22 protein-coding genes and 1 tRNA gene are annotated in these 19,566 nt (G+C 67.0%); 5 read left to right on the forward strand and 18 right to left on the reverse strand.

What is annotated here, in order from left to right:
* The first annotated feature begins 177 nt into the window (after positions 1-177).
* On the forward strand, positions 178-387 hold the full coding sequence (locus IAE24_RS03745) for a hypothetical protein (RefSeq protein WP_141441583.1): 210 nt from the start codon (positions 178-180) through the stop codon (positions 385-387).
* 98 nt (positions 388-485) lie between these two features.
* Positions 486-812 carry a tetratricopeptide repeat protein gene (locus IAE24_RS03750; protein ID WP_013801637.1) on the forward strand — a complete coding sequence of 109 codons (327 nt, stop codon included), beginning with the start codon at positions 486-488 and terminating at the stop codon, positions 810-812.
* A gap of 43 nt (positions 813-855) precedes the next feature.
* On the opposite strand, the gene IAE24_RS03755 is transcribed toward IAE24_RS03750, so the two are convergent.
* Positions 856-1,320 carry a ribonuclease HI family protein gene (locus IAE24_RS03755; RefSeq protein ID WP_199961148.1) on the reverse strand — a complete coding sequence of 155 codons (465 nt, stop codon included), beginning with the start codon at positions 1,318-1,320 and terminating at the stop codon, positions 856-858.
* A gap of 101 nt (positions 1,321-1,421) precedes the next feature.
* Here IAE24_RS03755 and IAE24_RS03760 point away from each other — a divergent pair, with 101 nt between their 5' ends.
* Positions 1,422-2,045, forward strand: a complete 624-nt coding sequence (locus tag IAE24_RS03760) for a glutathione S-transferase family protein (RefSeq protein ID WP_099733205.1) — start codon at positions 1,422-1,424, stop codon at positions 2,043-2,045.
* A gap of 71 nt (positions 2,046-2,116) precedes the next feature.
* Here IAE24_RS03760 and IAE24_RS03765 read toward each other — a convergent pair whose 3' ends face one another.
* The 3 genes from IAE24_RS03765 to infA all read right to left on the reverse strand — a co-directional run bounded on the left by IAE24_RS03765 (position 2,117) and on the right by infA (position 3,195).
* A complete protein-coding gene (locus tag IAE24_RS03765; RefSeq protein ID WP_013801640.1) occupies positions 2,117-2,551 on the reverse strand; it encodes a YbaY family lipoprotein in 435 nt (144 codons plus the stop codon).
* A gap of 258 nt (positions 2,552-2,809) precedes the next feature.
* Positions 2,810-2,886: transfer RNA gene (locus IAE24_RS03770), tRNA-Pro, on the reverse strand.
* Positions 2,887-2,946: 60 nt separating this feature from the next.
* Positions 2,947-3,195 (reverse strand): translation initiation factor IF-1, encoded by a 249-nt coding sequence (gene infA, locus IAE24_RS03775; protein WP_012206460.1) that lies wholly within the window; start codon positions 3,193-3,195, stop codon positions 2,947-2,949.
* A 450-nt stretch (positions 3,196-3,645) separates the two neighbouring features.
* Between infA and asd the strand changes: the two genes are divergently transcribed.
* Entirely contained in the window at positions 3,646-4,500 is an 855-nt protein-coding gene (gene asd / locus IAE24_RS03780; RefSeq protein WP_065345055.1) for an archaetidylserine decarboxylase, read from the forward strand.
* Between the two features lie 45 nt (positions 4,501-4,545).
* Here asd and IAE24_RS03785 read toward each other — a convergent pair whose 3' ends face one another.
* From IAE24_RS03785 to IAE24_RS03820, 8 genes are all read right to left on the reverse strand, one after another.
* On the reverse strand, positions 4,546-4,818 hold the full coding sequence (locus IAE24_RS03785) for a hypothetical protein (RefSeq protein WP_224986237.1): 273 nt from the start codon (positions 4,816-4,818) through the stop codon (positions 4,546-4,548).
* An 87-nt stretch (positions 4,819-4,905) separates the two neighbouring features.
* Complete coding sequence (locus tag IAE24_RS03790; protein WP_199961147.1) at positions 4,906-5,958, reverse strand: NAD(P)/FAD-dependent oxidoreductase; 1,053 nt, start codon at positions 5,956-5,958, stop codon at positions 4,906-4,908.
* A gap of 13 nt (positions 5,959-5,971) precedes the next feature.
* Complete coding sequence (gene fdxA, locus IAE24_RS03795; protein WP_012206456.1) at positions 5,972-6,301, reverse strand: ferredoxin FdxA; 330 nt, start codon at positions 6,299-6,301, stop codon at positions 5,972-5,974.
* 164 nt (positions 6,302-6,465) lie between these two features.
* Complete coding sequence (locus IAE24_RS03800; protein WP_199961146.1) at positions 6,466-7,866, reverse strand: sulfate adenylyltransferase subunit 1; 1,401 nt, start codon at positions 7,864-7,866, stop codon at positions 6,466-6,468.
* The gene (cysD, locus tag IAE24_RS03805; protein ID WP_013801646.1) at positions 7,866-8,798 is read right to left on the reverse strand and encodes a sulfate adenylyltransferase subunit CysD; all 933 of its coding nucleotides are present in this window, start codon (positions 8,796-8,798) and stop codon (positions 7,866-7,868) included. Before cysD ends, IAE24_RS03800 begins: the two co-directional genes overlap by 1 nt.
* Positions 8,799-8,839: 41 nt before the next feature.
* Positions 8,840-9,598 (reverse strand): phosphoadenylyl-sulfate reductase, encoded by a 759-nt coding sequence (locus IAE24_RS03810; protein WP_199961145.1) that lies wholly within the window; start codon positions 9,596-9,598, stop codon positions 8,840-8,842.
* Position 9,599: 1 nt separating this feature from the next.
* Positions 9,600-9,983 (reverse strand): DUF934 domain-containing protein, encoded by a 384-nt coding sequence (locus tag IAE24_RS03815; protein ID WP_012206452.1) that lies wholly within the window; start codon positions 9,981-9,983, stop codon positions 9,600-9,602.
* Between the two features lie 28 nt (positions 9,984-10,011).
* Positions 10,012-11,844 carry a nitrite/sulfite reductase gene (locus IAE24_RS03820; RefSeq protein WP_199961144.1) on the reverse strand — a complete coding sequence of 611 codons (1,833 nt, stop codon included), beginning with the start codon at positions 11,842-11,844 and terminating at the stop codon, positions 10,012-10,014.
* Between the two features lie 264 nt (positions 11,845-12,108).
* Here IAE24_RS03820 and IAE24_RS03825 point away from each other — a divergent pair, with 264 nt between their 5' ends.
* A complete protein-coding gene (locus IAE24_RS03825) occupies positions 12,109-13,143 on the forward strand; it encodes a hypothetical protein (protein ID WP_199961143.1) in 1,035 nt (344 codons plus the stop codon).
* Here IAE24_RS03825 and IAE24_RS03830 read toward each other — a convergent pair.
* Genes IAE24_RS03830 through IAE24_RS03855 form a run of 6 tightly spaced genes read right to left on the reverse strand, consistent with a single transcriptional unit; the run spans position 13,079 to position 19,558 of the window.
* Positions 13,079-13,912, reverse strand: coding sequence for an ABC transporter ATP-binding protein (locus IAE24_RS03830; protein WP_199961142.1), 834 nt, complete (start codon positions 13,910-13,912; stop codon positions 13,079-13,081). The two genes, IAE24_RS03825 and IAE24_RS03830, sit on opposite strands and share 65 nt — an antisense overlap.
* Positions 13,905-14,918, reverse strand: a complete 1,014-nt coding sequence (locus tag IAE24_RS03835) for a FecCD family ABC transporter permease (protein ID WP_199961141.1) — start codon at positions 14,916-14,918, stop codon at positions 13,905-13,907. Before IAE24_RS03835 ends, IAE24_RS03830 begins: the two co-directional genes overlap by 8 nt.
* On the reverse strand, positions 14,918-15,979 hold the full coding sequence (locus IAE24_RS03840) for an iron ABC transporter substrate-binding protein (RefSeq protein ID WP_199961140.1): 1,062 nt from the start codon (positions 15,977-15,979) through the stop codon (positions 14,918-14,920). Before IAE24_RS03840 ends, IAE24_RS03835 begins: the two co-directional genes overlap by 1 nt.
* A gap of 5 nt (positions 15,980-15,984) precedes the next feature.
* A complete protein-coding gene (locus tag IAE24_RS03845; RefSeq protein WP_034395316.1) occupies positions 15,985-16,533 on the reverse strand; it encodes a DUF2478 domain-containing protein in 549 nt (182 codons plus the stop codon).
* Between the two features lie 33 nt (positions 16,534-16,566).
* Positions 16,567-17,454, reverse strand: a complete 888-nt coding sequence (locus IAE24_RS03850) for a tungsten ABC transporter permease (RefSeq protein ID WP_325100505.1) — start codon at positions 17,452-17,454, stop codon at positions 16,567-16,569.
* Positions 17,455-17,476: 22 nt separating this feature from the next.
* Positions 17,477-19,558, reverse strand: a complete 2,082-nt coding sequence (locus tag IAE24_RS03855; protein WP_199961139.1) for a TonB-dependent receptor plug domain-containing protein — start codon at positions 19,556-19,558, stop codon at positions 17,477-17,479.
* Between the last annotated feature and the right edge of the window lie 8 nt (positions 19,559-19,566).

Here is a 19,566-nt window from a genome sequence, read left to right on the forward strand (position 1 = left end):
GCCCCGGCTGCGGAGGCGGCCGGGGCGCTGAATGGAGCGTTCCATGCGATCAATCCAGGAAGGACACATGCTAGGGGTTTTGAATGAGAGCGCTTGCGTCTGCGTCTCCGGTCCTTCCTGGTTGTCAAGTGTAAATTGAAACAAGGTGCTTGATGGGGTCAAAGCAGCCGAAGTTGCATGCATCTGAGCCGTAAAGCTGTTTTTTTGTATTCCGATGCGACCGCCTCAAGCCAAATGCGCCGTGCAATGCAAAAAGCCCGCTGTGGAGCGGGCTTTTTTTCTGGGAATGTGGACGATGGCTCTTACGCGACCATCGTTTTACGGCAGAACGTCTCTGCGGCTGTCACCGTTGTTTTTTTCGTCGTAGTGCACGACGCGCCGGCGTGAGATACAGCATTGCCTGCGCAGACAACCACGAGATTATAGCAGAGGCAGAATTTGCCGCTGGAGCCATGGGCCTGTGTTGCCGCAGAAGGGGTTTGAAGATGAATGAAATGACGCAAAGGCTTGAGGGCCTGCTCGCATCCGGCAAGGACTCGGCCTTGTTGCGCTGTACCTTGGGCAAGACCTATCTTGAAAACGAGGCGCCTGAGGTGGCCCATTCACACCTGGAGCGGGCCATTGAGCTTGATCCCGGCTATTCGGTGGCGTGGAAGCTGCTGGGCCGGGCATTGCTGGCGCTGGGCGACGCTGCTGGAGCGCGGCGGGCGTGGAATACGGGATTGGCCTGCGCGCAGCAGAAGGGGGACGCCCAGGTCGTAAAGGAGATTGGGGTGTTCCTCAAGCGCCTGGACAGGCAGCAGGCGGCCTGAGTCGAGACGCTGCGCAAGGGTGGGTGCGGGTGCGGAGCGGGATTTACCCCTGCAAAAGAGCTTCCCTGGCCAGGGCGTCGGCCTCGGTGTTGCGGTGGCGGGGTATCCAGCGCAGTTGCACGTGCTCGAACCCGGTCAGCATGGTGCGGGCCTCGTCAAAGAGGTCTGCCAGGCGCGCGATGGGCTTGATGGGGCGTGGCGATGGAGTCAACTGCTCCACCAGGATGCTGCTGTCCGTGAAGATGCTCAGGCGGCGCGCCTGCAGGGCTTGCAGGGCCTGCAGCGCGGCCATCAGGGCGCGCAGTTCGGCTTCGTTGTTGCAGCCTCGCTCGGGGCAGGGCTCGGACAGAAGGTGGCGGCGTCCGTCGGGTGCGGTGATGACGGCGCCCATGGCCATGCGTCCGGGGTTGGGTACGGCGCTTGCATCGATGTAGGCAGTCCAGAGGTCGGCATCTGAGAGCGCGGGGTCGCAGGCGCTTGGGCGTGATGGGGGCTTTTCCAGAGGCATGCCTGCATCATGCGGCAGCGGTGGAGGTTCGGTCGCATTTCTTGTCGGATGGCGCGGGACAATGCAGGTCTGCAAATCACCGAAACTGAAGAAGGCAGCGAATGATCAGGATTCTGGGCAAGTCATCGTCCATCAATGTGCGCAAGGTGCTGTGGCTTTGCGTGGAGTTGGGAATTTCTTTCGACCAGGAGGAATGGGGTTCAGGCCATCGATCGACGCAAGAGCCGGGATTTCTGGCGCTCAATCCGAATGCGATGGTTCCCGTGCTGCTTGATGGACCGCTGGTGCTGTGGGAGTCCAATACCATCTGCCGCTACCTGGCGGCCCGCCATGACCGGCAGGACCTGCTGCCGGCAGCGCCCGCCGAGCGCGCGCTTGTCGAGCAGTGGATGGATTGGCAGGCCACCGAGTTGAACAATGCCTGGCGCTATGCCTTCATGGGATTGGTGAGAAACAGCCCTGAGCACCAGGACCCCGCGCAACTGGCTGGCAGCATGGCGAACTGGCATCGCCACATGCGCATTCTGGAGGACCAGTTGTCGCGCACCGGCGCCTTTGCTGCTGGCACGCAATTGAGCCTGGCCGATATCGTGCTGGGTCTGTCCACGCACCGCTGGATGTCGGCGCCCATGGAGCGCCCTGAATTGCCTGCAGTCCGCGCCTACTACGAACGGCTTTGCGAGCGGCCGGGCTTTCGCCTGCACGGCGCCAACGGCATGCCTTGATGGTGGTCTGGCGCCCTGCGTGACAAAGCCCGCCAGGTTTCCTGCGGGCTTTGGTTGTTGAAAGCGTGGGGTCAGGGGGCGACGCGCACCAGCATCATGTCGGCCTTCGAGCCTGCACCACGGGTCAGGACCGGGTGGACGGTGTCATTGATGAAGATGAGTTGGTTACCCTGGGTAATGCGTGAGGTGACCGTGTACTGCGAGGCAGGATTCAGGCGGCTGGGCTCGACGGGCAGCTTGAAGCTGTAGGGCGGCTTGAGGCCTTCGAGCCGCATGGACTGCTGGGATATCACCGGGGCGGGAGCATCGGCGCGCGAGGTGTCCTGCAATTCGACAACCAGCACGGCATCGGGCGCAAGCGGAGCGGGCTCCCTCAGGTCAACCGTTCCCATGACCGCAGTGACGGGCGCATTGGGCGCCGGCTGGGTCTGAGCGCATGCACCCAGCAGTGCTGCGGACATCACGAGGGCCAGGGCTGTGCGGCGCTGAAGGCTGTTGGAATTCATTGGAGCTCCTTCTTGATTTGGGAGTCCCAGTCTGGCCTGGCGTGGCTTGCGGGGCTGTAGGAGCAGGCTCAACGCAAGCTGCTGCCATTTCCCAAAGTCGCATGGGCCGATCTGCTGGCTGGTTGCCAGTCTTGGAGGCAAGGGTGTGAAAGGTTTGTGCCCGTGCTGTGGGCGCTGCGCTGGCGACGCTCGGTTGAACACTTGCGATCTGGATAGACAAAAGCCCCTGGCTCTTTCGAACCAGGGGCTTGAATCATTTGGTCGGAGCGGCGGGATTCGAACTCGCGACCCTCTGCTCCCAAAGCAGATGCGCTACCAGGCTGCGCTACGCTCCGACTAAAACGCTATTGTAGCGTCAAAAAAATGGGTATTTTCGCAATGGGCGAATTTTTTGCTCAACGCGAGCCAGGTCCCGGGCCGCGGTTGGCCAGGTGGCGGAAGGTGATGCGGCCCTTGGTCAGGTCGTAGGGCGACATCTCCAGCGATACCTTGTCGCCAGCCAGGATGCGGATGTGGTGCTTGCGCATCTTGCCGCCGGTGTAGGCGATCAGCTGGTGTCCGTTTTCCAGCGTCACACGAAAGCGAGAGTCAGGCAGGACTTCCGTGACGGAACCCTGCATTTCAATCAGTTCTTCTTTGGCCATGTGTTCAATCTCTCAGGTCTGGGTCGGTTGCGGCACTCACTTGTCGGAACCACGAAGGCCTTGCCTGGCCCACAGAACATGGGGTACGTGGGCCGAGGCTGAAAAAGCAGTGGATGTTCTGCGCAAGAGGCGCAGACCGAACGGAAGGCCAGGTCACAATGGTGTCGCAAAGGCAAAGCCCGGCAACAGCTAAACCTCCCAATTCTACAGCGTTGCATTCCTGCGCGTGCGCGGCCCAATGCGGCCGTCGCACGCAAAACACAGGTTGGATTTTTGCTGGAACGGTGCTGCCTTTGTCATCTGCGTTTCATCCGCGGCCTCCGGAAATCGTGCGCTTGGCTTCAAGGCGGGCGTGACAAGTGCTGAAAGCGGCGGGAGGAGTGGAGGGCGAAGGGTGTGGGTTGGCTAGAATCCGCCCACAACTTCTATTACTTTCATAGCAAAACCTCGATGTCTGATCGACTTGCCGTTCTCTCCCAGTATCTTTTGCCCAAGCAGGCGCTGACTGCCGTCATGGGGCGCCTGGCCCAGGCGCGTGCTGGCGACCTGACCACGGCAGTCATCCGGCGCTTCATTGCACGCTATGGCGTGGACATGTCGGAGGCGGCCGATTCCGATCCTGCGGCCTATGCCAGCTTCAACGAGTTCTTCACGCGGGCGCTCAAGCCCGGTGTGCGGCCGCTGGCTTCGGCCGACTGGGTCTGTCCGGTGGATGGGGCCATCAGCCAGATCGGCGCCATCGAGGGCGAGCAGATCTTCCAGGCCAAGGGACACAGCTACAGCGCCACGGCGCTGGTTGGCGGCGATGCGCAGTTGGCGCGGCAGTTCGACAACGGGCATTTCGCCACCATTTACCTGAGCCCGCGCGACTACCACCGCATCCACATGCCCTGTGCAGGCCGGCTGCGGCGCATGATCTATGTGCCGGGCGAACTGTTCTCGGTCAACCCGGTCACGGCGCGCGGCGTGCCGGGCCTGTTTGCGCGCAACGAGCGCGTGGTCTGCGTTTTCGATACCGACCACGGTCCCATGGTGCTGGTGCTGGTGGGGGCCACCATCGTGGGCAGCATGGGAACGGTGTGGCACGGCATCGTCAATCCGCCCCGTCCTGGACGCATCCAGGACTGGCGCTATGACGACCAGTCCATCGTCCTGGGCCAGGGCGAGGAAATGGGGCGCTTCCAGCTGGGCTCCACCGTCGTCATGCTGTTTCCCGCATCGGCAGGGCTTCGCTTCAACGAGCAGTGGACGCATGCTGCGCCCGTGCGCCTGGGCCAGAAGATGGCAGGGCGCAACGAGGCCTGAGCCTGGATGGATGATCGATGAAACCGGGCCCAGGCCCGGTTTCTTTCAAAGGATCCAGCTCAGGGCTTCAGGGCGCCGCTGTGTGGTGAACATCGAAGGCGTGATGCTCAGCCGTTCAGGCCTGACGGGGTCTTCATGGCCGACCAGGTAGACCATCAGTTCGCGGCGGCGCAATATCACGTGGCTGACCTTCTCGGCCTTGCCGTTTTGCGTGACATGCGTGCCGGGGCGAAACAGCGGCATCTGGAAGGTGAAGCTGCGCGGATCGGCCGGTGGCGCGATCGCGGTGCTGGGAGGGGCTTCGAGTGTGGCAACCATAGGCTTGATGTGCATGAGTGGACGCTGCCAACTCTATCGACACTGCCGCGCCAAACTGTAGGGCCGCCGGGGTGCGGCCACGAGCAATCATGTCTGCGGGTGGGAAACGCCGAGGATGGCGTGCAGACGTGCGCTGGTCGTCGTGTACTGCAGCAGCGGTTTTTCGCCCTGCAGATACTCGGCGGCGGCAAAGGCCGCCATGGTGGCTTCATGGAAGCCGCACAGGATCAGCTTGTGCTTGCCCGGGTAGCTGACGATGTCGCCAATCGCATAGATGCCTGGCGCATCGGTGGCCTGGGTTGCAGGGTTCACCAGCAGCTGCTTGCGTTCCATGGCCAGGCCCCATTCGGCGACCGGGCCCAGGCGGGGGGAGATGCCCAGGCAGACGACCAGTTGCTGCGCCGCCAGTTCGTGCTCCTGGCCTTCGCCATCCATCCATTGGACGGCGCGCAGTTGGCCTGCATCGGCATGCAGTTGCGTTATCTGGCCGATCACCACGCGGATGGCGCCGCTGTCGCGCAGCTCCTGCAGGCGCTCCAGCAGTGCGGCCGAAGCCTGGAAGGCGTCGCGGCGGTAGAGCAGGTAGGTGGCCTGGGCCCTGTCGGCGCAGGCAATGGCCGCGGCCACGGCCTCTTCGTCGCCACCGTGGACGATGGCGGTCTGGCCGCGCACCATTTCCAGATCGGCAGGATGGTAGTGAAGCTGGCCAGCAGCCAGCAGCTCCACGCCGGGCACCTTCAGCGCCTTGGGCACAAAGGCACCCACGCCAGCCGCAATGAAGACGCTGCGCGCGTGCAGTTCAAGGCCTTGCGAGGTCTGCGCCAGCCAGCGGCCATCGTCCATGCGCTGCAGCTGGGCGACCTGCTGGGAAAGGTGCAGTTGCGCATCCATGGGCGCGATCTGCCGCTGCAGCAGCTGGACCAGTTCATAGCCCGTGCATACCGGAATGCCCGGGATGTCGTAGATGGGCTTGTCGCCGTACAGCTGCGCGCACTGCCCGCCCACATGGGGCAGGGCATCGACGACATGGCAGCGAATGCCTTGCAGGCCCAGCTGAAACACCTGGAACAGGCCCGCCGGGCCCGCGCCTATGACGAGGGCATCGGTCTGGATCGGTTGCGTGCCGGAGGTGTCTTGCATGGGCTGCGCGGCTTCAGCGTTCGAGCTGGTCCAGCTTGCCGGGCTTGCCGTTCCAGTCGTCGGCGTCGGGCAGCGAGGCCTTGCGCTTGGTGATGCTCTTCCAGCCCTTTTCCAGCGACAGCTCGGCATTGAGCTTGATGAAGGCCAGTTGGTCGGCGGGGACGTCTTCCTCGGCAAAGATGGCATTGGCCGGGCATTCGGGAATGCACACGGCGCAATCGATGCACTCGTCAGGGTCGATCACGAGGAAGTTGGGGCCTTCGCGGAAGCAGTCCACGGGGCAGACATCCACACAATCTGTGTATTTGCACTTGATGCAGTTTTCGGTGACGACGTGAGTCATGGGAGTCTTTTATGGCAGTGTGAATGTCGGTATCAACCCGGGATTCTAAAATTTTTCAGGAGCCAGTCCCGCACATGGCAAGGATTCTGGCGCGGACTGCTGCGGTTTTCCGAAAGCCCACGAGCCGGCATGTGCCGGCTCGCGAAGCGGGACTGTCCAGTTGCTCAATCCAGCAGTGCAGCGCCTGCGGTAGCGTGGCTGGCCGTGTCCACAAGGATCAGCGCACCCAACTGGCGGGCCTGGGCGAAGGGCGCTGCGGGAATGCTTTCCTGCAGCAGCAGCTCCACGCGGCCGATGGCGTTGGGCTCCAGCTGGGTGGCCTCTTCCTGGGCCAGCGTGTGGATGTTCAGGCGGTGCACCACGCGGCGGGCCTTGGCCTTGATCCAGCGGTGGCCGTGCAGCGCCAGGTAGGTGCGGCCGGGGACCAGCGGCTGCTCGTCCATCCAGGCCACGGTGGCAGTCAACTCGCGCTTGCTGGGCCATGCGGGCTGCGCTTCCTGGGCGTCGAAGTCGTCATCGGCAGCGGCCGCTGCAGCCGCAGGGGCTGCGACGAGCCAGTCGCCGCGCGAGACATCGACCTCGCGGTCCAGCGTGATGCCGGCCGACAGGCCTGCGTCGATGGAGCCGGGAACGCGGGCATGGTCCAGCACCTGGGCAATCACGGCCTGCTGGCCGCTGGGCAGGATCTGCACGGCGTCGCCCACGCGTGCGCGGCCTGCGGCCACGCGGCCCCAGAACACGCGGCGGCCCTGGCTGGTATCGGCCGAGGACGAGAATTTCTCCACCCACTGCACGGGAAAGGCCAGCGCCAGGCCGGTGTCGGTCGGCGTGTTGGGCAACTGCTCCAGCAGTTGCAGCAGGCTGGGGCCGTCGTAGCCGGCCCAGCCGGGCTCGGCGTTGACCACGTTGAAGCCCTTGAGGGCCGAGACGGGTACGGTGGCTGCGGAGGCAATGCCGGCCTCGGCCGTGAAGCGCTCCAGCGCGCCGCGGATGTGGACGAAGGCCTGTTGCGGGTCTTCGACGGCGTCGAGCTTGTTGACGGCAAACACCAGCGAGTGCACGCGCAGCAGGTGGGCCAGCAGGCTGTGGCGGCGCGTCTGCGGCAGCAGGGTGAGCTGCGGGTTCTTCCAGTCGAGCTTGGTGGCATCGACCAGCACCACGGCGGCGTCGGCGCTGCTGGCGGCGGTGACCATGTTGCGCGTGTACTGCTCATGGCCCGGCGCGTCGCCGATGATGAACTTGCGGCTTTCGGTGGCGAAGTAGCGGTAGGCCACGTCGATGGTGATGCCCTGCTCGCGCTCGGCCGACAGGCCGTCGGTCAGCAGCGCCAGGTCGGTCTCGCCGCTCTTGGTGACGCCGGCCAGCTGGTCCTGCAGCACGGCGCGCGTGTCCACCAGCAGGCGGCCTATCAGCGTGCTCTTGCCGTCATCGACGGAGCCGCAGGTGATGAAGCGCAAGGCCGAGGCGTTGGCGGCAGTCTGCTGTGTGGCCTGGCTGGCCTGGCTGGCCTGGGTGGCCGTGGAATCCGCGACGGATGCGTCGGCGGCAATGCTTGCGGTGGTCATCAGAAATATCCGTCCTTCTTGCGCTTTTCCATGGAGGCGTCGCTGGTCTTGTCGTCCATGCGCGTGGCGCCGCGTTCGCTGACTTCGGCGGCCAGGGTTTCGAGCACGATGTCGGCCGCCGTGGCGGCTTCGCTTTCCACGGGGCAGGTGCAGGTGATGTCGCCCACGGTGCGAAAGCGCACGTCGCGCACCACGACTTCCTCGCCGTCGCGCGGGGGCGTGAGTTCGGTCACGGGCACCAGCAGGCCGCGGCGCTCCACCACTTCGCGCTTGTGCGTGTAGTAGATGCTGGGCAGGGCGATCTGCTCGCGCTCGATGTATTGCCAGACATCGAGTTCAGTCCAGTTGCTGATGGGGAACACTCGGAAGTGCTCGCCGGGGGCCAGACGCGTGTTGAACAGCGTCCACAGCTCTGGGCGCTGGGCCTTGGGCTGCCATTGGCCGAAGCTGTCGCGGTGGCTGAAGATGCGTTCCTTGGCGCGGGCCTTTTCCTCGTCGCGGCGCGCGCCGCCGATCAGGGCGTCGAAGCGGAATTCATCGATGGCCTCCAGCAGCGTTACCGACTGGTGGACGTTGCGGCTTTCGCCCGGATGGGCCAGGCGCACGGTGCCGCGTGCCATGGAGTCCTCGACGCTGCGCACGATGAGTTCGGCGCCGAGCTCCTTGGCACGCAGGTCGCGGAAATCGGTCACTTCCGGGAAGTTGTGGCCGGTGTCGATCATCAGCAGCGGGTAGGGGATGCGGCCCTTGCCGAAGGCCTTCTCGGCGCAGCGCAGCATGACCAGCGAGTCCTTGCCGCCCGAAAACAGCAGGGTGGGGCGCTCGAAGGCGGCGGCCACTTCGCGCAGCACGAAGATGGTTTCCTCTTCAAGGGCGTCGAGGTGGCGGTTGCTGAGATGGCTCAGCACGGAGGTGTCCACACGGGCATTCATTTCTTGGTTTCCAATCAGATCGGTGTCAAACCCTGCAGGCTTCACTTCTTGGCATGCAGGCCGCATTCCTTGGCCGCTTCATCCTCCCACCACCAGCGGCCGGCGCGGAAGTCCTCGCCAAGGCTGACGGCGCGCGTGCAGGGTGCGCAGCCAATGCTGGGATAGAACTGGTCGTGCAGCGGGTTGTAGTCCACGCCGTGGCTGGCGATGTAGTGCCAGACATCGCCCTGGGTCCAGTCGGTCAGCGGGTTGAACTTGGTCAGGCCCTTGGTCTCGACCTCGCTGCGGTCCACGGCGGGCACGTCGGCGCGGGCATTGGACTGCTCGCGGCGCAGGCCCGTGATCCAGGCGCTCTTGCCAGCCAGCGCGCGCGCCAGCGGCTCCATCTTGCGCACGCCGCAGCAGGCCTTGCGCAGCTCGATGCTGCGGTACATGGCGTCCTGGCCGTTGTCGCGGATGAAGTGGATCACCGATTCGAGCTGCGGCCGGTAGACCTTGACGCTCAGGCCGGGCAGCGCCTGGGTGCGTTCCAGCAGGGCCAGGGTTTCGGTGTGCAGCGCGCCGGTGTCCAGCACGAAGACGGGGATGTCCAGGCCCAGGCGGTGGATGATGTCGGTGATCACCACATCCTCGGCGCCCAGGCTGGAGGCCTGCGTCACGGCCTCGGCGCCCAGCGCCGCAGCCTCGCGCAGCAAGGCCTCGGTGGCGGCCAGCTTGTCGGCAAAGCCGCTGCTGGCACGGCCGTTGACCTCGGTGGCCTTGGCCGATGCCTGTCGCGACAGAAAGCTTTGCGCACCCATGTCAGGCCGCCTTGACGAAGTGGGGCTCGGGATGGACGGCATCACCCTGGTAGAAGCCGTGGAAGCGGTCGAGCTGGCGCTGGGCGTCGGCGATGTCCACGCCTTCGCGCAGCACGGCCACGTCGAAGCCGCAGCGCTGCATCTGCACCAGCTGGTCGATCAGCACGTCGCCCGTGGCGCGGATCTCGCCCTGGAAGCCCAGGCGCTTGCGCAGCAGGCGGGCCTGGCTGAAGGCGCGGCCATCGGTGAACTTGGGAAAGTTGAGGTCGATGCGCTGAACGCCGGTCAGATCCAGCGTGAAGGGATCGGCGTCATTGGCCGGGGCGATGATGGTCTGCTGGCCTTCGGCCGGGCTTTGGTGCTCTTGGGCGGCGATGATTTTCATGGGGATCTCCTGCGGCTCTCACCTGGGGTCAGGCGGCCGCTTCCTCGGTGTGCTTGGCGGGGTGGCGGGCGGCATTGCCGGCGGCCTTGAACGGGTCGATGCCCACGCGGCGCACGGTGGCGAGGAAGGTCTCGAAACGGCCGCCTTCGCTTTGGCGCTGCTCGCGGTAGGTGGCCAGCAGGGCTTCGATCACGCCGGGCACTTCGGCGGCGCTGAACGAGGGGCCGATGATCTTGCCGGGCGTGGCCGGGCCGGACAGGTGGGAGCCGTCGGCGCCGCCCAGCGTGATCTGGTACCACTCCTTGCCGTCCTTGTCCACGCCCAGGATGCCGATGTGGCCGCTGTGGTGGTGGCCGCAGCTGTTGATGCAGCCGCTGATGTGCAGGTCGATCTCGCCCAGGTCCCACAGCTCGTCCAGGTCCTGGTAGCGCTCGGTGATGGCCTCGGCAATGGGCAGGGAGCGTGCATTGGCCAGCGAGCAGAAGTCGCCGCCGGGGCAGGCGATCATGTCGGTCAGCAGGCCGATGTTGGGCTTGGCCAGGCCCAGGGCCTTGGCCGCCTTGTACAGCTGGGGCAGCTGGTCGCGGCGCACCCAGGGCAGCAGCAGGTTCTGCTCATGGGTGACGCGCATCTCGCCGGCCGAGAACTGGTCGGCCAGCGCGGCGGCGGCATCCATCTGGTCGGCCGTGGCGTCGCCCGGCGCGTAGCCCAGGCGCTTGAACGACAGCAGCACGGCGCGCAGTTGCGGGTGGCGGTGCGGGCGCACGTTGCTGATCAGCCAGCGGCCGAAGTCCTTGTCTTCCTCGGCGGCCGTGCGCAGCAGGGCCAGGGTCTCGGCCTCGGCATTGGCGGGCGACAGGTCCAGCTCGGGCTCGCGGAAATTGGCGGCCACGCGGTCGTACTCGGCTTGCGTGATGGTGTGGGGACCACCCTCGACTTCGACGATCTGGCGGAATTCCTCATCGACCTGGTCGATGAAGTTCTGGCCCTCGGACTTCACGAGGATCTTGATGCGCGCCTTCCAGGCGTTGTCGCGGCGGCCGTAGCGGTTGTAGACGCGGATCACGGCTTCCAGGTAGTTCATCAGCTGGTTCCAGGGCAGGAACTCGCGCAGCACCGGGCTGATGGTGGGCGTGCGGCCCATGCCGCCGCCCACGCGCACCTTGAAGCCCAGCTCGCCAGCCTCGTTCTTGAGCAACTGCAGGCCCACGTCGTACCAGCCCAGCGCGGCGCGGTCTTCCTCGGCGCCGCTGATGGAGACCTTGAACTTGCGCGGCAGGAAGCTGAACTCGGGGTGCAGCGTGCTCCACTGGCGCAGGATTTCGGTGAAGGGGCGGGGGTCGGCGATCTCGTCGATGGCAATGCCCGCCAGCGCGTCGCTGTTGATGTTGCGGATGCAGTTGCCGCTGGTCTGGATGCCGTGCAGGTTGACGCTGGCCAGCAGGTCCATCACGTCGGCGGCCTTGGACAGCGGAATCCAGTTGTATTGGACGTTGGTGCGCGTGGTGAAGTGGCCGTAGCCGAACTTCAGGTCGGAGCCGATGCGGCGGCCGTCGTGCAGCGGGATGTCGCCCAGCCGGTCCTGGGTGGCGCGGGCCTCGGCCAGCAGGGCGGCGTCGGGCTGGTCGTACTCACGGGCCACGCGGGCCAGCACGCGCAGCTGGGCGCTGGACAGTTCGCCGTAGGGCACGGCCACGCGCAGCATGGGCGCGTAGCGCTGCACATACCAGCCGTTTTGCAGGCGCAGGGGCTTGAACTCATCCTCCGAGAGCTTGCCGGCCTGCCAGCGTTCGAGCTGGTCACGGAACTGCTCGGCGCGCAGGCGGATGAACTGTTTGTCGAATTCGGTGTATTGGTACATGGCGCTTCGGATGTGGGGTCTTCGACTGCCGCCAGTGGCGGCGGTGCAGGGGTTCATTGCGTGGCACCGAGGCACTTGCGGGAAACGCGCGCAGAACCCTGCATGGACGGAAATGTAAGCAATGGCCTTATAGAAGCAAACGATTGTTTTGTCCTGCAAGTATGTGGATATGGATATAAGTGAATGGCAGCAGGCTTTGTGGGGCTGGGCATGCCAAACGCATGAGCGGCCGATATGCTTTTCGGCCAGAGGGAGGATTTCAGAATGCGAAACCGTTGTGCCGCCATCGGGCTGGCCTTGGCATTGGCAACTGCTGCTCAGGCGCAGGCCCAGAAGCCGGCACAGCCGCCGTCTCCGTTGTCAGCAGCGCACACAGCTGACACGCCTGAACCCGACGAATCCGCACAGGAATCGGCCTGGGATGCGTATCTGCATCGCGTGGCGGCGCAGTTGGCCGGTTCCGGCAGCGGGCGCGATCTGGCCTTTGCGGCCATCCTGATCAATCTGTCGCCCCGCGACAAAAGCGCTGTCAGCCAGGCCGAGGGCTGGCGCCAGGACGCGCTGGAGTGGGCAGGGCAGGATGCGCTGGCCTACCAACTGCTGGCCTCCAAGGCCCCTGAGGACGAAGGCGAAGTGCGCTCCGAGGCTGCGCGCCGCTGGCTGGCGCTGGAGCCCAGCAATTTCTCTGCGCTGATGCAGCAGGCGCTGGGACCGCAGGAACTGCTGGTTGCAGCGCGCGAAAGCCGCTACGCGGACCTGCACATGTATGACGGCGTGCGCTGGATGCAGTCCGCTTTGCTGCGCCATCCGCCCACGCCACAGGAGCTGCAGGCGCTGGGTGGCAGTCCGAACTACCGGCTCGAGGAAGGCGCGGTGATCACTGCAATAGGTATCTGGACAGCCTTTCCCTTGACGGGCTACAAGACGCTGCTGGATGCCAGCAAACCCGAAGCGATGGGCAAAACCCCGGCGCGCGAGGCCGACTGCCTGCATGTAGCCCACCTGCTGACGCAGCGCTCATCGACCGTGCTGGACGAGGGCTTTGGGCTGGCGATTCAACGCCGGCTGGCCAAAACCCCGACCGAGCGCGCCGCGGCCCAGGCCCGGCGCCGCCAGTTGGAGTGGCTGATGCAAGCGTCCGCCCCGCTCGGCATGCAGGACGGAGGAGCCCGGTTTGCCCGGCTGCTGGCCGATCCTTCCATCCACAGCGAGCAGCAATTGCTGCAGCGCTTGCTCAAGGATGCAGGCCGGCCCTTGACGCCACCGCCTTGCTGGAAGTGGCGCCCGCCCAGACCTTAGGGATTGCCGGCAGCCGCGCCGCCACCGCCGCCTCGCTCACCCCATAGAGCGCAGCGAGCGCGGCCGGTGTCGCCACTTGCGCCGCCGCACCGCAGGCCTGCAGGCCGCCGCGGCCCAGCAGGGCGATGCGGTCGGCCACCTGCAGCGCATGCTCGGGCTGGTGGGTGGACAGCAGCACGGCCATGCCGCGTGCACGCAGCGCGGCAATCTGGTCCAGCACGCGGATCTGGTTGCCGAAGTCCAGGCTGGCCGTGGGCTCGTCCATGACCAGCAGCGCGGGCTCCTGGGCCAGGGCGCGTGCGATCAGCACCAGCTGGCGCTCGCCGCCGCTCAGCTCGGTATAGGGGCGCAGCGCCAGATGGGCGATGCCCAACTGCTCCAGGCAGCCCAGCGCCAGGGCGCGGTCGGCACTTGAAGGCCGGGCCAGCGCAGGCAGGCGCGCGGCACGGCCCATGAGCACCATGTCCAGCGCTTCGAAGCCGAAGACGCCGGCCTGCGCCTGGGGCACATAGCCCACGCGCCGCGCAAACTCGGCACGCGGCCAGCTGTGCACGGGCTGGCCCTGCACGCGCACCTCTCCGGCCAGCGGCGCCAGCAGGCCCAGCACGGTGCGGAACAGCGTGGTCTTGCCGCAGCCGTTGGGGCCCAGCAGGCACAGCACCTCGCCTGCGGCAATGGCCAGGTCAAGCCCCTGGCTGACGCGCCGGCGCCCATGGCCCGTGGCCAGGGCCAGCGTCTGCAGCACGGGTGGGGCCTGCACTTCAGTCATTGCGCCCCGTGCGCGACAGCAGGTAGAGAAAGAAGGGCGCGCCGACCAGGGCCGTGAGAATGCCCAGCGGCAGCTCGATGCGCGTCGCGCTGCGCGCCAGGGTGTCGGCCGCAACCACGAAGCCCGCGCCCAGCAGCGCCGAGGCCGGCAGCAGGCGCACGAAATTGGGCCCGACCAGCAGGCGCGCCACATGCGGCACCACCAGCCCCACCCAGCCGACGATGCCGGCCAGCGACACGGCCGCCGCCGTGCCCAGCGTGGCACAGGCCACCAGCAGCAGGCGCAGGCGTGCCACGGGCACGCCCAGGGCCAGCGCCTCCTCGTCAGGCAGGCCCAGCAGGTTGATGCGCCAGCGCAGCAGCATCAGGGGCAGCAGGGCGCACAGCATCACGGGTGCCGTGGCACCCAGCTCGGGCAGGGTCACGGCGCTCAGGCCGCCCATGAGCCAGAAGGTGATGGATGGCAGCTGCGTATTGGGGTCGGCCAGCGTCTTGACCAGGGCGATGCCCGCGCCCAGCAGCGCGCCCAGCGCAATGCCGGCCAGCACCAGGACCAGCACCGGGTCATGGCGGCGCACGCTGGCGCTGATGGCCACCACCACGGCCACGGCGGCCAGCCCGCCGCCAAAGGCCAGGGCCTGCACGGCCGCCATGGTCCAGCCCAGGAAGATGCCCAGCACCGCGCCCAGGCCGGCACCGGCCGAGACGCCCAGGATGTCGGGCGAGACCAGCGGGTTGCGGAACATGCCCTGGTAGGCCGCGCCTGCCGCCGCCAGCGTGGCGCCCACGGCCAGGCCTGCGGCGATGCGCGGCAGGCGGATGTTCCAGAGCACGGTCTCGGCGCTGGCGGACAAGGGGGACGCCGTGCCCGTGGCGCGCGCCAGCAGCGACTGCCACAGCTGCTGCGGCGCGATGGAGAACTGACCTGCCGCCAGCGCCCACAGCAGCACGGCGGCCAGCAAGGCCAGCGCGAGCACCCACCCCATGCGGCCGCCTGTGGCAGGCATCAACGCGCAGTCTCCATCAGCCTGCCCAGCGCTGCGGGCGACAGGTCGGCGCCGTAGAACAGGCGGTAGAAGTCGCGCACCTCGCGTTCCAACGGCGGCAGTCCCTGCAGGGCCGGCGCCTGTGGGTGGAGTTTTTCCAGCAGCCAGCGCACACCGATCAGCCGGTTGACGCCGGGCGGCCCGTCCAGCCAGCCGAAGGGCCAGACCGGCGCGCAGTGCACGCGGCCCGAGCGCACGGCGGCCACGCCGCGCCACAGCGGGTCCTGGCGCATGCGCTCGGCAAGGCCGGGTTCCTGCGTGACGATGACCTGCGGGTCCCAGGCCAGGATCTGCTCCATGGACACGCGCGTGAGCCCGCCGCGCCCTGCATCGGCGGCCACATTGCGCCCGCCCGCGTACTCGACGGCTTCCACATTGATGGAGCCCGCCAACCCTGTTTCCAGCCCATTGGCGCTGCGCGCGAAATAGACGCGCGGGCGCTCGGCCGGTGCCATGCCCTGGGTGGCACGCTGCGCCAGCGCCGCCACGGCATCGGCATGGCGGGCCAGCGTCTCGCCACGCGCAGCCTCGCCCAGCAGGGCGCCGACCTCGCGCAACTGGCGTGCGTGGTCGGCCAGCGAGCCCTGGATCAGCACGCAGGGCAGGCCGGTCTGGCGCGCCAGCCGCTCGGTGGCCGAGATATAGGTGGCATCGGCCGTGCCGGCGTCCAGCACCAGGTCGGGCTGCAGCTTCAGCAGCGACTCCAGCGGCATGGTGCTGCCGCGCCCGGACAGGCGGCCCAGATGCGGCAGCGCCTGCAGTGTGGGCCCCAGATAGGCGCGCGAGACATCGTCCAGCTGCTGGGGCCAGCCCAGCAGCTTGTGCGGTGCCAGCGTGGCCACGAGCACGCCTGCGGGCGGTCCGGCCGCGAATACGCGGCGCAGCTTGGCGGGGTCCGGCATCTGCCCCATGCGGGCGGCAATCGTGGTTGCCTGGGCATGGCCGGGAACAAGAGCCGATGAGGCCAGTGCCGCCATGGCCTGGCCCAGCCAGCGGCGGCGGGTGAACAGAAGATCGGTCATGAAAATCAGGGGATGGGGCTGGCGCAGCCACGGCGCTCAAGCTGTGCCTGGCACCATTGCTCTATCTGCACCTCATCGGCTGCCAGCTCGGCATGCAGGCTGCCGGTGTACCTGCGCCAGTCTTCAAGATGGCGGGCTGCGACGGCCGTGAGCACGGGCGTGCCGGCCTCGACAAAGGCCGCGAATTCGGCGGCAAAGCCCTGGCCCGAGGCCTCGACGATGCCGAAGCGGTTGATGACCACCAGATCCACGCCATCGTCCAGCGCCTGGCGCAGCACGGCGCTGGCTTGGGCCAGGGCCTGGGGGTTGAGACTGCAGGCGCGCGAGGCGCAGCCCAGGTCCTGGGACAGCTCGAATTGGCGGTCACTGCGCAGGTCGAACAGCTGCATGCGCTTGTTGCCGTTGGCATAGCGGTCCTGGCGATGCACCAGGCCGCCCACGCGCCAGCCCGCGCCTTGCAGGCGGCGTGCCACGCGTTCGAGCAGCAGCTCCATTGCATGCTCGTCGTCGGGATGGACCAGAGCGGCCAGGGGCAGGGTGGCAGGTGAGTTCATGGCATGCGGTGCTTGTGGAATCCAGGCAGGTTTTTACTCCTGGCCGCCGCCGGTGTCGTTGACCAGGGGCATGCTGTCGCGCCCGAAGATCCAGGGACCTCCGGCTGCCACATTGGCCAGCGCCAGTTCCTGCTGGCCCGGTGCGGACAGCAGATGCTCGGCCAGCCGTTGCGCGCTGCGGCGCTGGCCAGCGTCGGCCGGATGGCGCGGCCCGGGCGTGAGCAGCACATAGGGCCGGCGCATCAGCGGGTCGCCGTGCAGCAGCAGCTCGATGCCGGGCGCGCCCATCTTGCCGAAATGCAGCGGGATATGGCCGACCACGGCATAGGCCTGGAGCTCGGCCGCCAACTGCAGCACGGCCTGGGGGCGCGGCCCGGTGTCGGCGCGCAGCCAGCGGGCGTCCGGCCGTATGCCGGCGCGGCGCCACAGGCGCTGGACCACGGTATAGCTGCCGGGGTCGCGCAGCGCGATGAAGGGCGAGCCGCTGGCAACGATGCGGCGCATGGCCTCCACGCCATCGGCCGCGCCGCGCACCCCGGCCGGATCATGCGCTGGGCCGGCGAACACATGCTCGTTCCAGCCCCAGACCCGCGCGGCCGATGCCAGGCCGGCAGCCTCCAGCGACATGGCTTCGTCGCTGGCGTGGATGAGCAGCAGCTGGGCGCGGCCCTGGGCCATGGCGGGAATCACGCCCTCCTTGGGCGCGGCAACGGCGGTGCGCACGGACAGGCCCAGGCTGCGGCCCGCCATGTCGGCCAGGCGCGGCCAGACGCCGCACAGCGACAGGCCGCCGACCACGGCCACGTCGACGCTGACAGCTTCTGCCGGCAGGCTGGCGCAGCCGCTCAGGGCGGCCAGCGCGGGCAGGGCACCCAGCAGGCGGCGGCGAGGGTGGCAGATCGGTTCCATGGAATCGGGCACGGGCACAGTCTCCGACCCGGCTTCAGAAGCGATAGCCCAGGTTGACATACCAGCTGCGGCCCGGCATGGGCAGGCCGTCATCGAACTGGTACCACTTGTCGCCGATATTGGCCACGCCAAAGTCCACGGTGATGTCGCTGCGCGGCTTGTAGCGTGCGCGCAGGTTGGCAATGCCGTAGCCCGACAGTTTGAGCGTCTGCAACTGGCCGCTGCCTGACAGCGGCACGTAGCGGCCCTTCTCGGTCTCGACCTCGGCATTGAATTCCCACTGCGCCAGCGGCCGCCACTGGACACCGGCCAGCAGGCGGTGGCGCGGCGTGTTGGTCAGCGTGATGCTGGAGTCGCTGGTGTTGCGGCGGTTCAGGTAGGTGTAGCCGGCGTTCACGCCCCATTGCGCGGACAGTTGCTGGGCCAGGGACAGCTCCATGCCGATGTTGCGCGTGCGCCCCACGTTCTGCGCCTGGTTGCAGGTGGTGCCGCCGCATTCGGCCGAGGCCACGACCACGGTCTGGATCTGGTTGCGCACGCGGCTGTAGAACAGCGCGGCCTGGCCCTGGCCGCCCTGCCAGGGCGAGCCGCTGACGCCCAGCTCCAAGTGGTTGGCCGTCTCGGGCTGCAGGTCGGGGTTGACCAGGGCCGTGCCCATGCGTGCCGAGTAGCGGTCCTTGATGGTGGGAAAGCGCGTCTTGTGCGAGGCGATGAAATACGCCTCGCTGCCGCCGCCCAGCGCATAGCCGAGCTTGGCCACGCCATTGGTGGCGCTGGCGGAGCCCGTGGGCCACTGGTAGACCTCGCGCGCATCGCGCTGGTCGTGGCTGAGCGCCAGGTTCAGGCTCCAGCGCTCGGCCAGGGAGATCGTGTCCTCGATCACCAGCGAGCGCGTCACGTCGCGGTAGTGCTTGCTGGGGTCCTTGGCCGAGGCGGCATCGGTGTGCTCGTCGATCTTGTAGTGCGCGCCCAGGCGCAGCGCATGGCCCTTGAAACTGTAGTTGGCCCACTCGATGCTGGCGCCCTGGCTCACGTCCTTGTAGCTGCTGGTGGGGTCATGGCGCGTGTAGCTCGCGTCCGTGTACATGTCCAGGCCGTTTTGGTAGGTGTCGTGGTAGATGCGCGTCTTGAGCAGGTTGTCGGCATTGATGCGCGTGGTGCTCAGAAAGTACACGCTGTCCTTGTCCCAATAGGGCCAGCGCCAGTAGCGGATGACGTTCTTGCCCGTGGCGCTGCCGGTATACACGGGGTTGCCCTTCTCGCCTTCCTGGCGCACATAGCCCAGCGCGTATTCGTCCGTGGCATTGGGCGTCAGGCCCAGCTTGAATGACAGCCGCTTGTCCGTGCGGTAGGCGTTGTCGCGGTAGTTGCCCGTGTCGGTCGGCTGCTTCTTGAAGTCCCTGAAGCCCTTGGGCAGCGGAAAACTGTCCGCGTCCAGGTAGGAGGCGCCAAGCTGGTAGTACCAGGTGCCCAGGTTGCCGCCCAGGTTCACGGCGGCCTTGCGTTCGCCGCCTGCGCCTGCGCCGATGCGCGCATCGCCCTCGAAGGATTTGACCGGCTTGCGCGTGACCAGGTTGATGGCGCCGCCCAGCGTATTGGGGCCATACATCAGCGAGGCGCCGGCCTTGGCCACGCGGATCTCGGACAGGTCGAAGGTGGTGAAGCGGCCGAAGTCCACATAGCCGTCATAGGGCACGTACAACGGCACGCCGTCCACGAAGACCGGCACCTGGCGCGGATCGAAGCCGCGCAGGTAAATCATTTCCTCGTTGCGATTGTTGCGCGACAGCGTGGCGCCCGGCAGCAGGCGCACGGCGTCGGCCACGGTGTCGGCATTGCGCTGGCGCATCTCGGCGGCGTCCAGTCGCTGTTCATCGCCGGATATGGCCTCGGCTTCATCACGCGCACCGTGCACATCGACCGTGCCCAACTGGAAGGTCTGCGAAGCCGGTGCTGCAGGCGTACCCGATTGGGCCTCGACCTGGGCTTGCGCCTGCGTGCTGGCGGCCAGGCCTGCGAGCAGCAGGGCGTGTGTCAGCGTGGAACGAAGGCGGAACGAGGGTGAGCAGAGGGCGGGTGAGGATGCGGGAGCGCAGGAGCGGGGCTGGCGGGTCACGGTTTCAG

Origin of the sequence: Delftia sp. S65 (assembly GCF_016516495.1) — a bacterium.
In the GTDB taxonomy this organism is placed as follows: Bacteria; Pseudomonadota; Gammaproteobacteria; order Burkholderiales; family Burkholderiaceae_C; genus Comamonas; species Comamonas acidovorans.

Coding starts and splice junctions, on each gene's coding strand:
- IAE24_RS03745 (WP_141441583.1), top strand. CDS start 178: ATGCATCTGAGCCGTAAAGCTGTTTTTTTGTATTCCGATGCGACCGCC.
- IAE24_RS03750 (WP_013801637.1), top strand. CDS start 486: ATGAATGAAATGACGCAAAGGCTTGAGGGCCTGCTCGCATCCGGCAAG.
- IAE24_RS03755 (WP_199961148.1), bottom strand. CDS start 1,320: ATGCCTCTGGAAAAGCCCCCATCACGCCCAAGCGCCTGCGACCCCGCG.
- IAE24_RS03760 (WP_099733205.1), top strand. CDS start 1,422: ATGATCAGGATTCTGGGCAAGTCATCGTCCATCAATGTGCGCAAGGTG.
- IAE24_RS03765 (WP_013801640.1), bottom strand. CDS start 2,551: ATGAATTCCAACAGCCTTCAGCGCCGCACAGCCCTGGCCCTCGTGATG.
- infA (WP_012206460.1), bottom strand. CDS start 3,195: ATGGCCAAAGAAGAACTGATTGAAATGCAGGGTTCCGTCACGGAAGTC.
- asd (WP_065345055.1), top strand. CDS start 3,646: ATGTCTGATCGACTTGCCGTTCTCTCCCAGTATCTTTTGCCCAAGCAG.
- IAE24_RS03785 (WP_224986237.1), bottom strand. CDS start 4,818: ATGGTTGCCACACTCGAAGCCCCTCCCAGCACCGCGATCGCGCCACCG.
- IAE24_RS03790 (WP_199961147.1), bottom strand. CDS start 5,958: ATGCAAGACACCTCCGGCACGCAACCGATCCAGACCGATGCCCTCGTC.
- fdxA (WP_012206456.1), bottom strand. CDS start 6,301: ATGACTCACGTCGTCACCGAAAACTGCATCAAGTGCAAATACACAGAT.
- IAE24_RS03800 (WP_199961146.1), bottom strand. CDS start 7,866: ATGACCACCGCAAGCATTGCCGCCGACGCATCCGTCGCGGATTCCACG.
- cysD (WP_013801646.1), bottom strand. CDS start 8,798: ATGAATGCCCGTGTGGACACCTCCGTGCTGAGCCATCTCAGCAACCGC.
- IAE24_RS03810 (WP_199961145.1), bottom strand. CDS start 9,598: ATGGGTGCGCAAAGCTTTCTGTCGCGACAGGCATCGGCCAAGGCCACC.
- IAE24_RS03815 (WP_012206452.1), bottom strand. CDS start 9,983: ATGAAAATCATCGCCGCCCAAGAGCACCAAAGCCCGGCCGAAGGCCAG.
- IAE24_RS03820 (WP_199961144.1), bottom strand. CDS start 11,844: ATGTACCAATACACCGAATTCGACAAACAGTTCATCCGCCTGCGCGCC.
- IAE24_RS03825 (WP_199961143.1), top strand. CDS start 12,109: ATGCGAAACCGTTGTGCCGCCATCGGGCTGGCCTTGGCATTGGCAACT.
- IAE24_RS03830 (WP_199961142.1), bottom strand. CDS start 13,912: ATGACTGAAGTGCAGGCCCCACCCGTGCTGCAGACGCTGGCCCTGGCC.
- IAE24_RS03835 (WP_199961141.1), bottom strand. CDS start 14,918: ATGCCTGCCACAGGCGGCCGCATGGGGTGGGTGCTCGCGCTGGCCTTG.
- IAE24_RS03840 (WP_199961140.1), bottom strand. CDS start 15,979: ATGACCGATCTTCTGTTCACCCGCCGCCGCTGGCTGGGCCAGGCCATG.
- IAE24_RS03845 (WP_034395316.1), bottom strand. CDS start 16,533: ATGAACTCACCTGCCACCCTGCCCCTGGCCGCTCTGGTCCATCCCGAC.